Annotated in this window: 16 protein-coding genes; 5 read left to right on the plus strand and 11 right to left on the minus strand. The window is 36.8% G+C overall.

Translation table 11 applies throughout. From position 1 onward, the window contains the following. Positions 1-29 precede the first annotated feature (29 nt). Genes FM071_RS03500 through FM071_RS03510 form a run of 3 tightly spaced genes read left to right on the plus strand, consistent with a single transcriptional unit; the run spans position 30 to position 3410 of the window. Entirely contained in the window at positions 30-1232 is a 1203-nt protein-coding gene (locus FM071_RS03500) for a cytochrome-c peroxidase (RefSeq protein WP_193111631.1), read from the plus strand. Beyond that, positions 1229-3037, plus strand: coding sequence for a multiheme c-type cytochrome (locus tag FM071_RS03505; protein ID WP_193111632.1), 1809 nt, complete (start codon positions 1229-1231; stop codon positions 3035-3037). Before FM071_RS03500 ends, FM071_RS03505 begins: the two co-directional genes overlap by 4 nt. Continuing rightward, positions 3030-3410 (plus strand): hypothetical protein, encoded by a 381-nt coding sequence (locus FM071_RS03510; RefSeq protein ID WP_193111633.1) that lies wholly within the window; start codon positions 3030-3032, stop codon positions 3408-3410. The genes FM071_RS03505 and FM071_RS03510 overlap by 8 nt, the downstream gene beginning before the upstream one ends. A gap of 9 nt (positions 3411-3419) precedes the next feature. Here FM071_RS03510 and FM071_RS03515 read toward each other — a convergent pair whose 3' ends face one another. After that, the gene (locus FM071_RS03515) at positions 3420-4313 is read right to left on the minus strand and encodes a glycosyl transferase (protein WP_193111634.1); all 894 of its coding nucleotides are present in this window, start codon (positions 4311-4313) and stop codon (positions 3420-3422) included. A gap of 59 nt (positions 4314-4372) precedes the next feature. Beyond that, entirely contained in the window at positions 4373-4708 is a 336-nt protein-coding gene (locus tag FM071_RS03520) for a hypothetical protein (protein ID WP_193111635.1), read from the minus strand. A 96-nt stretch (positions 4709-4804) separates the two neighbouring features. Here FM071_RS03520 and FM071_RS03525 point away from each other — a divergent pair, with 96 nt between their 5' ends. Together FM071_RS03525 and FM071_RS03530 are read left to right on the plus strand one after the other, a co-directional pair. After that, complete coding sequence (locus tag FM071_RS03525; protein ID WP_193111636.1) at positions 4805-4999, plus strand: hypothetical protein; 195 nt, start codon at positions 4805-4807, stop codon at positions 4997-4999. 10 nt (positions 5000-5009) lie between these two features. After that, a complete protein-coding gene (locus FM071_RS03530) occupies positions 5010-5615 on the plus strand; it encodes a tetratricopeptide repeat protein (protein WP_193111637.1) in 606 nt (201 codons plus the stop codon). A gap of 2 nt (positions 5616-5617) precedes the next feature. On the opposite strand, the gene cobA is transcribed toward FM071_RS03530, so the two are convergent. From cobA to FM071_RS03575, 9 genes are all read right to left on the minus strand, one after another. Continuing rightward, positions 5618-6349, minus strand: a complete 732-nt coding sequence (gene cobA, locus FM071_RS03535; protein WP_193111638.1) for a uroporphyrinogen-III C-methyltransferase — start codon at positions 6347-6349, stop codon at positions 5618-5620. Further along, positions 6349-7446, minus strand: a complete 1098-nt coding sequence (locus FM071_RS03540; protein WP_193111639.1) for a cytochrome D1 domain-containing protein — start codon at positions 7444-7446, stop codon at positions 6349-6351. The genes cobA and FM071_RS03540 overlap by 1 nt, the downstream gene beginning before the upstream one ends. A 2-nt stretch (positions 7447-7448) precedes the next feature. Continuing rightward, complete coding sequence (locus FM071_RS03545) at positions 7449-8570, minus strand: radical SAM/SPASM domain-containing protein (RefSeq protein ID WP_193111640.1); 1122 nt, start codon at positions 8568-8570, stop codon at positions 7449-7451. Continuing rightward, a complete protein-coding gene (locus FM071_RS03550; protein WP_193111641.1) occupies positions 8570-8878 on the minus strand; it encodes a c-type cytochrome in 309 nt (102 codons plus the stop codon). Before FM071_RS03550 ends, FM071_RS03545 begins: the two co-directional genes overlap by 1 nt. A 183-nt stretch (positions 8879-9061) precedes the next feature. Then, positions 9062-10699: a nitrite reductase gene (locus tag FM071_RS03555; protein WP_193111642.1), complete on the minus strand. Its 1638-nt coding sequence runs from the start codon at positions 10697-10699 to the stop codon at positions 9062-9064. Positions 10700-10755: 56 nt separating this feature from the next. Continuing rightward, complete coding sequence (locus tag FM071_RS03560; protein WP_193111643.1) at positions 10756-10908, minus strand: hypothetical protein; 153 nt, start codon at positions 10906-10908, stop codon at positions 10756-10758. Positions 10909-10917: 9 nt separating this feature from the next. Next, a complete protein-coding gene (locus FM071_RS03565; protein ID WP_193111644.1) occupies positions 10918-12342 on the minus strand; it encodes a cbb3-type cytochrome c oxidase subunit I in 1425 nt (474 codons plus the stop codon). Continuing rightward, positions 12332-12985, minus strand: coding sequence for a c-type cytochrome (locus FM071_RS03570; RefSeq protein WP_193111645.1), 654 nt, complete (start codon positions 12983-12985; stop codon positions 12332-12334). Before FM071_RS03570 ends, FM071_RS03565 begins: the two co-directional genes overlap by 11 nt. Before the next feature lie 38 nt (positions 12986-13023). Beyond that, a complete protein-coding gene (locus FM071_RS03575; protein WP_193111646.1) occupies positions 13024-13350 on the minus strand; it encodes a hypothetical protein in 327 nt (108 codons plus the stop codon). Between the last annotated feature and the right edge of the window lie 57 nt (positions 13351-13407).

A 13407-nucleotide genomic window follows, 5' to 3' on the forward strand; every position in this document is an offset into this window, starting at 1 on the left:
TTATATTTTTTTATAAAGGAGAAGTTGATATGTTGCGACTGAGTTTTTTAGCAATAATTATAATTATTGCCTGGATAGAAGTCCTCCCTTATTTAATACCGAAAAAACCAAAAAAGAGTTATAACGATGAACAGTTGCGTGAAATTGCTTTAAGTCGGGGAATGCGTCCTATTCCAAAGGAGTATGATACATTTTTAAAACTTCTTGATTCTAAAGAAAATCCTATTACAAAAGCAAAAGTTGCACTTGGGAAAAAACTTTTTTTTGATAAGCTTCTTTCAAGTGATAAAACTATCAGTTGTGCATCATGTCATCTTCTTGGCGAAAATCCTCATAATCAAAATCAATTTTCAGATGACATGACTCATCCACAAGGCAAAACAGATTGTATGGTCTGTCATATAAAAGATGAAAGCGGTTCGGACAGACTATCAACCGCTATAGGTGTGCAAGGAAGAACTGCCCCAAATCATCTCAATACGCCTACAATTTTGAATTCTGCTTTGGCGAAGTATAGAATGTGGGACGGTTCAGCTAAAACCTCATTAGATACTATCGCACCTATGATACATGATAAATACAAAATGAATCTCACATCGGCAGAACTAGTGAAAAGATTAAACAATAATACTTTTTATAAACAAGAGTTTGCAAAAGTTTTTAAAAACGGTGTAACATTTGAAAATGTACAAAAGGCACTGGATATTTATCAAAAGACACTCCTGACTAGAAGTGCTTATGACAGATTTTTAGAAGGAGATAACCAAGCACTGAGCGAAGAAGCAAAAAGAGGTTTTAGAAATTTTATACAGCTTGGATGCAAGGGGTGTCATACCGGTATAACAGTAGGAGGGCAAACTATACAAAAGTTTCCTGCTCGAAATTATAATCATATTATTGATGTTACGGGAATGTTTAGCAGAGAATATATTGGAAGAGATGTTGCTGCATTTAATTTTAACTTTAAACCATCTCATAGATATCCTTTTGAAAATAAAGGCGGCTATCTTGGTAAAGATAACAAACAGCTTTTTCGTGTACCGATTTTAAGAAATGTTACAAAAACTTCCCCTTATTTTCATAATGGATCGGTATTTGATTTACGAGAAGCCGTTCACATTATGGGGAAATATCAATTAAGTATGGAATTGACTGAGACTCAAATAGATGAGATAGTGGCTTTTTTGAAATCACTTGATGGTGAAGTAGTCGAGTATAAGGAGCTGAAATGAAAATTTTGTATGTTAACTTTGATATTCTTTTTATGTTTATCAGCGGTCTGTTACTTATAAACTATTTTTCTATAGAATGGTCTTATTTTCGTGTGATAGAGTTTTTGCATATATTTGGTTCCATTGTCATTACAGTTTTTTTTGTACTTCCCTTTTTGTATAAACATATCTATGCGAGTATGATAAAAATGAAGCATGAGAGCAAGAGTGGTCTTCTCTTTGCTTTTGTCTTTTTTTTACTGCTTGTTAGTGGGGTATACCTGTTTTTAATCGGTAATAGAGGAGGAGATGTTTATGGCATTATATCTTACAATGTCCATCTTTACGGTTCTTTTATTTTGATGTTTTTTCTAATTTTACATCTTAGAAAATTCTTTTTTTCGAAAGTATTTACAACATTGGCTTGGGCTGTTGTTCTTTTTTTACCGAGCCATGCTTATTCAAGTTCAAAGAAATTGACTAATATTGTTTTTGCTGACGGGGCGAGGAGTTATCATAATATTGATTGGACGAATTCAACTACATGTAAAGAGTGCCATCCAAAAATTTTTCAACAGTGGGCTGATTCAAATCACAGACATCTTGCTGATTCAAATCCATATTATATGGTACTGGAGAACTTAGCGGGAATGGATAGAGGTGAAAAATTTCGACAATGGTGTATGGGATGTCATAATCCGAGTGCTGTGAGTATGCATCAGGAAAAAACAACACACTTTATGAGAGACAATATTATGCCGGAATCGCTCTTTACAAAGGGGTCGCAAAATCTTATAAATGAATATAAAGCACATCCATACCGCTTGGAGCATGGTGTCTCCTGTATTGCATGTCATCGCATAGTGGATGCTAAACCTATGGGGAACAGTTCCTATTCACTGAATCTTACAAAAAGAAAGAAATATTTATATGAAGACTCTCATAGTGATACAAAAGTCTGGATAAGCCACAAGCTTATCAATGCAAATCCGAAAACACATAAACAAGAGTATATGAAACCTTTGTATAAAAAAAGTAAGTATTGTGCATCGTGTCATAATGAATTCTTACCACATTCAGGGAAAAAGGTTGTTTCAACGTATGAACAATGGGAAAAATCACCTTATAATGATCCTAAAAAACCAAAAAAACATAAAGATTGTATAGATTGTCATATGACATATTTAGATAATGGAACATATACTCCGCTGCAAGGAACTTCAACACTTGGTGGTAAAAAGAAAAAAGATATAAAAGTACACTATTTTGCAGGAGGGAACTATTTCCTTGCAGGTTTGAAAAATAAAGAGAATGAATCACAATCAATTCAGCTTTTAAAAACATCTGCAAAATTGGATGCAAAAATTGATACTAAAGGCATATTGCAAATTGGCGTGAAAAATGTAGGTGCAGGGCACAAGCTGCCGACAGGAGCAGCAGATTTTCGAGAACTTTGGCTTGATGTTAGTGTTAGGGATAAAAATAAAAAAATCGTTTTTAGCAGCGGAAAATTGGACAAAAAAGGTGATATAGAAAAAGGTTCTATTGTTTTTAACAAGATGTTTGGCGATAAGGATGGGAATCCTGTAGGTCTGTATTTTTGGAGATATGAAAAGCTGATTAAAGACACAAGAATACCTGCAGGTAAGAGAGTTGTAGAAAAATTCACACTACCTGAAAATGTAGAGTATCCATTGCATGTAGAGATAAAACTAAACTTTAGAATTTATCCGCAATGGGTTACCAATATAGTAAAATCAGCATATCCGCAATTGACGGATCCTCCCGTTATTACAATACAAAAGCTGGAGAAGCAATTTGATTAAAGGCATAGTTGTTTTGATTCTTTTGGCTTTGTATGCTGATGCGTTTATAATAGAAAGTTCTTATGAAATGGCACACACAAAAGCGCTCAAAAAAGGAAAGTCTTTGGTTGTTTTTTTGACAAAAAAGAACTGCAATGGGTGCAATGAAGAACTTGCAAAAATTATTCATAGTAAAGATTTATCTTTGAGTATTGATGAATATGCAGTCTTTGTGATAGGACAGCAAGGGCAAAAAGGGAGTTATCCCATAGAAATGCTCTACACTACACAATATCCGGCACTGTTTATTCTTGATGAAAATGAGTTGTTAAAATGCAATTTCTTTAGTACAAACATGGAATTTAAAGATATCACCAAATGCATAAAACCATAAGCATTATGTTTAGTGTAATGCTTCAAAAGCTTCTTCGATACTGTTATATTTCTGTGTTATAAAAAGATATACAGCAGCATTTAATTGTGCTAGTTTCAGGTATTCTTCCGAAGGATTGTTTAACTGGTCAAGTGAGTCTTGGAGTGTTATAGTTTCCCACGATTTTTTGTAATGGATATCGAAATATTCAGGGTCTATAATATGCTCCTCTATATCTTCACCGTTAACGATCCATAAGCGTCCTTTGCTGAAAAGTTCCGGTGTACCTTCATTGCCTTGAATCAAGGCTAAATGTTTGTACCTGTCAGTATAAATTTCGGCATATTTTTTTACAAAAGGTTTATGAAAAACACCGGTTATGGCATATTCACTTTTAGCGACTCCGGAGAGCTTTTCTATGGTGCTAAAGCTGCTTCGAAGTCCAAGTTTGTTCCGTACATCAGTAAGATTATGCAGTTTGTTAAAAAACTCTTTTCTGTCAAAGTAGTGAGTGTTTGGTGTGAGATTGATGTGCGTGATGATATCTTTGATAGTAATACCGTCTTTTGCCGGCTGTTTTTCATCACCGACAAGTACAAGATTAAGATTATGTTTTTCGAGCGCTTTGGCAACAAGTGGAAAGATATAGGGATTTTTAGCTTTGCCGTCAAAAGGATAACCTAGTTCAATGGAGTTTTTCACCTCTGATTTTGTAATATTCTTATCACAGGCGGCAAGTGCACCTTGAAACTCTTCTGTCGTCTCCGGTTTAAGTCTCCAGCCGAGTAAGAAGGCCGCTATCTGTTCTGTCGGGATACTTTGGTTTAAAATCTGTGTCATCATATCTTGTGCTTCTTCGAAACTAAGATCACGATTCCCTTTTGGACCGGTTCCAACGGCATGTATATATTTGAAAAAATCCATAATTTAGCTACCTTTATTTATTAATAAATAAAGTGTAGCAAAATTACATAAATGAGAGTTTATAATCCCAGTTTATCTTCGATAGCATCTTCTAAATCACTGTCATGCGGTGTAAGATTTACATAGTTTTCTGCAAAATCAATCGTCACTGCCTTTGTGTTGCCATTATCTGTTTTTTCTGCGATGAGTTCATTTTCTTTAAACTCTGTCATTCTCCAGCCATCTTCTTCACCAGCCTCGACAATGCGTGCGTGAACTTCTTTTAAAGGCATAGCCTTAAAGTGTACGTAGTTTGCTGTTTTGACATCACCATCCCCTGTTGATGTTGTGCTGCATGCAGTAAAGAGAAGCGTAGTAAGTAAAAAAGAGAGTGTTAAGATAAAGTTTTTTTTCATAATTATGTCCTGTTAAGTGTATTCTAATCCAGATAAGGAGTAGAATACTATGATATAATAATAATTATAAAAAAACTTTGAACTGAATGGATTTTAATGACTGCACATGACATAATGATGGTTTTGGTAATGACATTTCCGATGTTTCTTTTCTCTATTTATCCGGGGATAGTAGTGAGTAATTTTTTAGAAAAGAAGTATGGCATTGAAGAGTCTAAAAAAAGAGCTGTGATGATAGGCGTTACTTTTCTTTTTGCATTGACCCTCTCTTTATTGCTTTATTATGTTTAGGAGTGTTTCGATGAAAATATTTTTTTTGATGCTTATTTTTGCAGTTTCTCTTTTTTCATCCACAAATGAAGCGCTGCAGGCATATAAAAACAAGCAGTACACAAAAGCCTTTTCGCTTTATATGCAAGAAGCAAAGAAGGGAGACACTTCTGCTCAAAATGCAGTGAGTTATCTCTACTTTAACGGTATAGGTGTGCAGCAAAGTAAAAAAGATGGAGTGCTATGGCTAAAAAAAGCTGCAAAAAGCGGTGATGACAGAGCCTGTTTGGATCTAGGCATGATGTATCTTACTGGTGTCAATATTGGAAAAGAGTATGCACAGGCATTGAAGTGGTTGGAATGTGCTTCAAAAAAAGGCAATGCAGAAGCATCCTATAATCTTGCGCTTATGTATTATAATGGTGATGGTGTAAAGCAAGATATAAAAAAAGCGGCAGAACTGTTAGAAATGGCAGCAAAAGCAGGGCATAAAGGTGCTAAAAAAAATGTCGGGCGCATTTATATGCAGCTGCTTGATTTTAAAAAGGCAAAATACTGGCTCAGTGAAAATGTAAAAGAGGGGGATGTGGAAGCAGCCACTCTTTTAAAAGAGATAGAAGCTTCTAAAAAAGATTAAGTCTATTTGAACCAGTTGAGCTGCTCACGCAGCTCTACGACACGGCCTACAATGATTAAAGCAGGGGTAGGGATGCCTTTTGCTTCTTCAACTATATTTTCAAGTGTTGAGACAACGACTGTCTGATCTTCTGTCGTTCCACGTGAAATAACGGCACAAGGGTACTCTCTTGGTTTGCCGATTTCCATTAGTTTTGACGCTATTTTACCGAGATTGTGCAGTCCCATTAAAAAGACGATCGTATCGTCTGTTTTGAAGTTTTCCCATGGAATCTGTGAAACCTCTTTGTTTGGCGATTCATGTCCGGTTACAACGCGAAAACTGACAGCTACACCACGATGGGTAACAGGTATTCCTGCATAGGCAGGGACACTTACAGCAGATGTAATACCTGGAATAATTTCAAATTTTACATCTCTTTCTTGAAGATAAGCTCCTTCTTCCCCGCCACGCCCAAAGACAAAAGGATCTCCGCCCTTAAGACGAACCACAACATCATGTTTGAGAGCATTTTGATAAATGACTTCATTTATCTCATCCTGTGGCAGTGTATGGCGGCCATCTTCTTTACCGACATAGACAAACTCACAGCCGTTCTTTGCCATATCCAGAAGTTCAGGATTTGCTAAACGGTCATAAATGATGACATCAGCCTCCGTAATTACTCTGTGTGCTTTGACGGTAAGGAGTTCAGTGTCTCCAGGTCCAGCTCCTGTTAAGTATACTTTGCCCATTATTTGCCTTTTTGATAGATAAATATTCCGGATGGTTTTTTTATAGTGAGTATCTCACGTTTTAACCACCAGCCTTTAGTATTTAAAACTGCTACTTTGTTGGAGTCATTGACAGATATATAAAGTTCAGGTTTTTCATTTGACCAGCGAAGATGTAAAACCTTGCCGTCAAACTCAAATCTTTTGATGACTCTGAGTGTTTTTGTATCTATTATTTGAATAACAGGAAATTTCTTGCCGCTGAAAGTCACTGCCAAATATTTTTTATCTGGTGAAAGTGCTGTAAATACAGGAAGACCTTCTGTTTTAATAGCTTTTATGAATTTGAAATCCGGTGTAAATACAAATACTTTGTTATCGCCCACTGCAGGAATAAATACTTTGGAATCACTGATAGACCAAAATCCAAAGTGAGGTACTTTGAGTACCGGTTTTCTGTCATCGAGTTGCAGTTGAATCTTTTCAAATTTCAGTGTGTCTAAGTCAACAACGCCAAACCATGGAGACTGAAAAAATCCATTGATGTATTTGTCACCTTTGATCATAGCATCAAAAGGCATGACACCTACATTTTTAAACTCCTTGACAAGTTTAAAATGAGGTTTTCCTCTGCCTCTGTTTACATCTTCATAAATGGCGATGGCATCCTTGTCCATTTCAGAAAAGACAAGATAGTTTTTATAGATTTTTATTCCCACGTTGCGTGATCCTGTCTTGATCTTCTCTATCGGTTTTAGATCACGTGAGAGAATATCGACACTTTTATCATCATAATTTGCAACGGCTACATAGTTTTTGTTAATGACAAAACCGATGGCACTTTTGCTTGTTTTATACTCATTCAGCTTTTTCTCACTGCGTGGATCAAATCGTACAATATAGCCGTCACGTGAGATGAGATAACCGTCATTATCATAGAATTTGATGACACCATGGTTCATATTGTGCATATTTTGCATATGATGGCGTGGTAGACCATTTTCAATAACAGCTACAGAACTGCTTTCTCTCTCAACAACGAAATATTTTTCTTTTGCCTGTGAATGTGTGAAAAATGCTGCACTGACAAGTGCTCCTATTAGCAGTTTTTTTATCATATTTAAATACTCTCTCTTTCTTCTTTAGTTAAGTAGCATGATGGATCTTCTGCCCAAAGATCTCCGCTGATAGCATATGCACGTGCGCGAGAACCGCCATTACAGATATCTATCTGTTTACAGTCACTACATATTCCGGAAATCTGTTTTCTTGGGTGTATACGAAGCTCATCAAGCAATTCACCGCTTTGCCAGATATCCCCAAAGTTTTGATTGATGATATTACCGACAATAAGCGGAAAAAACGGGTCAGGACGAACATCACCTTCTGAATTTATATTGAGCAGTTTTCGTCCTGCAGAATTACCACCCCATTTAATAAGCCTATCTCTCATTTTATCTTTTAAGTCCGGATATTTTTTGCCGAATTTCTCAAGTAAGAGTATAGCATCCATTTCCATATTTCCGGTAACAATCTCTATATCACGACCAGTTTCATAATATTGAAAAGCTTTGTCAAGTATGAACTCTACTGCTTTGCGGCGTTGCTCCTTTGTTAGATCCATCTTTAAATTATCAAGGCCTCTACCGGAATAGACAAGGTGAGAGACATAGATTTTTGGTATATTGTGTTTCTCTGCAAGATCAAAAATATACTCCAGTGAGTCGATTGTATCTTTTGTCATCGTAAAACGGATGCCGACTTTTGAACCGGTCTGGTTTGCCAATAAAACAGCTTTGAGTGTCTCTTTAAAAGCACCTTTTAATCCGCGAAAGTAATCATGAGTAGGTTCATCACCGTCAATGCTAACTCCAACATAATTAAAAGTATCTGTAATCTTTTGAATATTACCTTTTGTAAAATAGAGACCATTGCTTGAAAGGTAGGTAATAATACCGTTTTCCCTACAAAATTCAGCTATCTCAAAAAGATCTTTTCGCGTGAGCGGTTCTCCTCCTGAGAAGATGATAAATTTAACACCATTTGCTTTCATCTCTAAAATCGTTTTTTTTATCTGCTCTGTAGTGAGCGTATCTACTTCATCAAGAGTCGATTTAGAGTAGCAATGAAGGCATGAAAGATTACAGCGGTTTGTAAAGTTCCATATGGCGATGCTGCCGTCTAAAATTCTCTCTTTTTTATCCTCAACTACCGAAGCAATGAGATTGGACAATCGAAACATTATTTTTTTCCTTTAAAAGAGAGTATATAGTCACTGATCAGATCGAGCTCTTGCGCATTTAAGTTTAGTTGCGTCATTACTGTTCTTTTGTAGCCAAAAGCTTTGTACATTGATTTTGGAGAAGCAATGTACGCTTCTACCTCGGCTTTTGTTCTTTTAGCTGCTATTTGATTAAATGGCGGTCCAAAAGCCATAGCTGTTTGGTGATGACAACCCCAACAGTATGTTTCAAAAACTTTTTTCCCTGTAAGTGTATCAGCTGTTAATGATGTTGTAATTAATAAGAGTAAAATTGTGAAAGTTTTCATTTTGTTTCTTTTGTTGAATTAAATATTATTCTAGCAAAATTAAGCTTGAAAAATGCCTTAAAAAGGCTGTAAAATAGGAATTTTCTAAAGAGTGTGTATTAAGAATATTATTAAAAAAAATTATAGAAAAAGTTGCTGTTCTTAGTGAGAAGTTTCTCTCCGCAAGGGAGAGAAAAAAGATGCTTACGCACCTGGAATTGATTGTCTATGTTCGATAGAGTAAGTAAAAGTCGGCGTTGTTAAACCTTTGATGTATTTAACGAATTTACCAGTTTTTGCTTCATAGATACCGATACGACCAGCATTCCATTCAGAGATCATAGTCCAGTGACCATGATTAGCAGGTTCAGCGTGTAAGATTCTAGGAATCACAACTTTACCTTTTTTATCTTTAACTGTTGGCACTTTCCAGCTGTAAAGTACTTTGTGTGTTACAGGGTCTGTAACAGTACCTCTTTTTGTTCCAACAGTGATGATTCTGTCTGTTTCAAGAGTTTGTTTGTTGATAAGATACATTTTGTTCCAGTTAGCTTTTCCGCCAAGTACACAGTCTGACCAGATAAATGGTGTATGCTCACTTGTACCAACGAAAAGACCACCACCAGCAGTTCTAACGTGTGCAACAACATCCCAGCTGCTATCCCAGATAACAACATCACCAACATTCATACTGTTTGTAGCATAAAGCTGACCATATCTGTCATTGTACCAGCTAGATCCTTGACCTGGGTGAGGCTTGCTTCCTGGACCTGTATAGACTTTAGCAACGAGAGATTTCGTTTTAAAATCAACAACGCCCATTACATCAGAACCTTGAGATGCTTGCATTAAGTAACGACCGATCTCTTTACCTTCATTTTCAAAACCATCGTGTAAGATTTTACCGATATTTGGAATATCTCCAACGATTGGATAGTTTGGTTTAGAGTAATCTACTATATAAACATGCCCTGCATCTTTAAGTGCAAATGCAATGTATGGACCGTACGGAGTATCATAAATACCTGCAACCCGGCTTGAACCGATGTCTCCATCCATATTGATAACAGATGATGTAGGGTATACTTTTAACGGCTCTAATGTCATAGCATCCATAAGTACTGCACCACCTGGAACATAGTTACCTGCCATGAGGTATTTACCATCTGGTGAAACTGCAAGACCACGAGATTCAGACCCGACTTGACACTGTGCAATTTTTTGCTGACCTTTTGAAGCAAGGTCGAACATAGTTACCAGACCTGAACGACTGATAGAGTATGCATAACGAGGCTGACGTTTATTTGTCACTGTTACGTGAACAGCAAATCCGGCAGGGTGTTTTGATAAAACTTTTCCATTTGTGCCATCAACAAAAACAACACGTGCAGCATCACGTTCTGTAACGAAACAGATATCTGTTACTTTTTTTACATCTGCTGCGTGAGGATATTTTTTCAACAATGCCATTCTGTCATTGAGCTTTTTCCACCCTTTTTTAACAGCATCCAAAGTAAGAACTTCAATTTTCTTACCTTTGAAGTGTTGTAGGTAGTCAACCATTTTTTGTGCATCTGCTTTATTCATTTTTTCAGCAAACGGAGGCATTGCCGTACCCGGACGGCCATTTAAAATAGTCTGAGCAAGTGAATATGAATTTTTGTCTTTTAACTTCGCTGGACGTAAATCAGCACCAACACCACCTTCGTGATTTGGTCCATGACATCCTTGACACTCTTTTTCGAACATTTTTTCAACATTCATATGTGAAGTGCCGGCAAATAAACCTGAACTTACAACTGCAAGTGCTGCAACTGATATAACTAATTTATTTAATCTCATTTTATTTCTCCTTCTAAAATTGAAGATTGGGCATGGCCCCAATGGAGCCAGCCGAACTAGTTTTCGTTTTCTAAGCGTTTTTTCTCTTGGAAGTAAATCCAAATCATTGGAAGTACAATAATAGTGTGAAGAAAAATCGTTAACGTTAAAGGACCTTGGTTGAGCCAGCCGAAAAAGCTAGGCACAACGTCTGTAAATGGTTCAAACATTTTATCTCCTTATCTTTCGTGTACTGGATTTTTACCAGTAGTAAGTAAATCTTTTGCAAGGAATACAAAACCTAGGAATGTTACAGCACCCATAATAAGTCTCCAATCCATTGCTTGTATAAACCACATACCGCTTTGACCGTCAAAGTATCCTGCCCATGTAGCACCCATTTGTGCACGTGAGACAAGAACTTGAACGTATCCGGCAATAGTCAGTGCTACTGTCATACCGACAACACCACCAGTGATCATACTAACAGCCCAGATTGAAGCTTTTGTATGTTTCATAACTTTAAGACCATTTGTCCCTTGAACTGCGATATACATCATACCTACAAGGATAGTTGCATATGCACCAAAGAATGCCAAGTGACCGTGTGCTGAAGTAAACTGTGTACCGTGAGTATAAAGGTTTACCTGTGGTAGTGTGTGGAAGAATCCCCAGATACCAGCACCTAAGAAGTTACCAAATGCATTAAGAACAAACCATGTAAACGCAGGTTTATTATTGATAACAGATACATCACTACCTTTAGCTTCTTCACCACCTTGTGTTTTACCCCAGTCATAAAGTACGTGGATAAACATTGCAACAAGTGGTAGTGGTTCTAGAGCTGAGAAGAGTGCACCAATTTCCCACCAGTACTCAGGTGTACCGATCCAGAAGTAGTGGTGACCTAGTCCAAGAATACCTGAACCAAATAGCATCGCAACCTCTATCCATAGCCACATCTCAACAACTTTACGGTGTGCACCGATCATAGTGATAAGACCATAAGCAGCGATTGAACCAACAAAAACTTCCCATGTAGCTTCAACCCATAAGTGGATTACCCACCACCACCAGTATTGATCAACAGAGATATTGTCAGTAAAGAACATACCAGCTAAGTAAAGACCTGCAAATGCAATCATATCTGCCATAAGAACAGTTACAATTCCTGTTTGTTTACCTTTTATACCTGTTAAGAATAAGTTTGCAACAAATCCTAACGCTACTACTACAATACCCCAGTCAGCCCAACGAGGCGCTTCGATATATTCACGTCCTTCAGTAATGAACCAGATAGTTGTTGCATCTGCCGGACCTACTTGAACAAGAAGGTAAACCAACACAACGACAACGATAGCAGCTGCAAAGATCCAAAAAAGAAGCTTTCCAAGTTTAATACCAACAGTTTCTATACCTGTTTCATCAGGTAATAACCAGTAAACTGAACCAAACATTGCAAAAACCATCCATACTACAAGAGCATTGATGTGTAAGATTCTAGCAATAGAGAAGTCTAATACTCCATAAAGGAAACCTGGCATTACGTACTGAATTGCTGCAACTAAACCAAAAAGTAATTGAGCACCAAAAATGATAGCAGCAAAAGTAAAGTACCATGTTGCTAATTGTTTTGACTCTGATGTTAAATGATTATTTGCCATTGATAGCTCCTTGCATATGTCCAAAGTTTCTTGGGAAACCATTTGTATCTATTGATGACATATGTTTTAAAAATGCAACCAAACCTTTAGCCTCTTCAGCTGTAATACCTAAATTAGGCATCATACGAGCATGTGTAGGATATTGGTCAGGATGTTGTAAGAATTCAGCCATAGCTTCTTCTTTTGTGTTTTTTCCAGTTAATGCCTGCATTGCACCATCTGGTCCCCAAGCTGGGTCTAACCATGCTTTTGTCAAGTCTGGTGCATAATAAGCTCCATTACCAAGAAGTGTATGACAATCCATACAGTTTTTAGCCTGTGAACCCAGTTTACCTAAGTGAAGGAGAGCTCCCGCTTCTTCTTCTGAATAATCATCACGACCAAAGAACTTCTCTTTTTCTCCGATTACCGGAACTTCATGACCGCGTTTTGCACTCATTTCATATGTAATCTTGTAATTAATAACAGTAGGTCCTGGAACCCTTTTTGTTACACCATTTTTAAGATCTTGATCGTTACCCATTGCAATTTGTGCCGACGTATCAAACGTTAGCCAAATCAGTAGTATCGATGCAAAACCTGTAACCCACGTTGCTGAACGCTGCCAGAAACGATTGTCACTCCATACAGATTTATTAGCCACTGTATCCTCCTAAAAAATTATTGTCAAATATATAGTTATCAATGTTCATTCTCTTCATGAACTTGATTCTGCATATAATAAACTGCAAATGGAAGTAAAAACAATCCAATAGCAGCGACAACTAAAGCTTTTGCAGTAAAATCCCCTACATGCATCAAACTTCCCATTAAATACAAACAATAGGCAGTCATCATCCAAAAACCATAGGCTATAATCATTGTCCACGGCTTTAGCAGTTTAACTTTTACTGCAGTATATATACCAACATAAACTCCTCCAAAAACTAACACAAGTGCAGATGAGACAAAGATAGGTAAAAAATCATCGAGTGCTATCTCTGGTCTAACTACTGATGGATCTATCATTATGCTTTCCTTAAACTTAGGTTAGATTTTAGAATCATATGTAGTGTATAAAGTTTT

Origin of the sequence: Sulfurimonas paralvinellae (assembly GCF_014905135.1) — a bacterium.
Lineage (GTDB): Bacteria > Campylobacterota > Campylobacteria > Campylobacterales > Sulfurimonadaceae > Sulfurimonas > Sulfurimonas paralvinellae.

What these genes read in the sequence shown, in the direction of transcription:
- FM071_RS03500 (WP_193111631.1), top strand. Translation starts at nt 30, where the DNA reads ATGTTGCGACTGAGTTTTTTAGCAATAATTATAATTATTGCCTGGATA.
- FM071_RS03505 (WP_193111632.1), top strand. Translation starts at nt 1,229, where the DNA reads ATGAAAATTTTGTATGTTAACTTTGATATTCTTTTTATGTTTATCAGC.
- FM071_RS03515 (WP_193111634.1), bottom strand. Translation starts at nt 4,313, where the DNA reads ATGGATTTTTTCAAATATATACATGCCGTTGGAACCGGTCCAAAAGGG.
- FM071_RS03520 (WP_193111635.1), bottom strand. Translation starts at nt 4,708, where the DNA reads ATGAAAAAAAACTTTATCTTAACACTCTCTTTTTTACTTACTACGCTT.
- FM071_RS03525 (WP_193111636.1), top strand. Translation starts at nt 4,805, where the DNA reads ATGACTGCACATGACATAATGATGGTTTTGGTAATGACATTTCCGATG.
- FM071_RS03530 (WP_193111637.1), top strand. Translation starts at nt 5,010, where the DNA reads ATGAAAATATTTTTTTTGATGCTTATTTTTGCAGTTTCTCTTTTTTCA.
- cobA (WP_193111638.1), bottom strand. Translation starts at nt 6,349, where the DNA reads ATGGGCAAAGTATACTTAACAGGAGCTGGACCTGGAGACACTGAACTC.
- FM071_RS03540 (WP_193111639.1), bottom strand. Translation starts at nt 7,446, where the DNA reads ATGATAAAAAAACTGCTAATAGGAGCACTTGTCAGTGCAGCATTTTTC.
- FM071_RS03545 (WP_193111640.1), bottom strand. Translation starts at nt 8,570, where the DNA reads ATGTTTCGATTGTCCAATCTCATTGCTTCGGTAGTTGAGGATAAAAAA.
- FM071_RS03550 (WP_193111641.1), bottom strand. Translation starts at nt 8,878, where the DNA reads ATGAAAACTTTCACAATTTTACTCTTATTAATTACAACATCATTAACA.
- FM071_RS03555 (WP_193111642.1), bottom strand. Translation starts at nt 10,699, where the DNA reads ATGAGATTAAATAAATTAGTTATATCAGTTGCAGCACTTGCAGTTGTA.
- FM071_RS03560 (WP_193111643.1), bottom strand. Translation starts at nt 10,908, where the DNA reads ATGTTTGAACCATTTACAGACGTTGTGCCTAGCTTTTTCGGCTGGCTC.
- FM071_RS03565 (WP_193111644.1), bottom strand. Translation starts at nt 12,342, where the DNA reads ATGGCAAATAATCATTTAACATCAGAGTCAAAACAATTAGCAACATGG.
- FM071_RS03575 (WP_193111646.1), bottom strand. Translation starts at nt 13,350, where the DNA reads ATGATAGATCCATCAGTAGTTAGACCAGAGATAGCACTCGATGATTTT.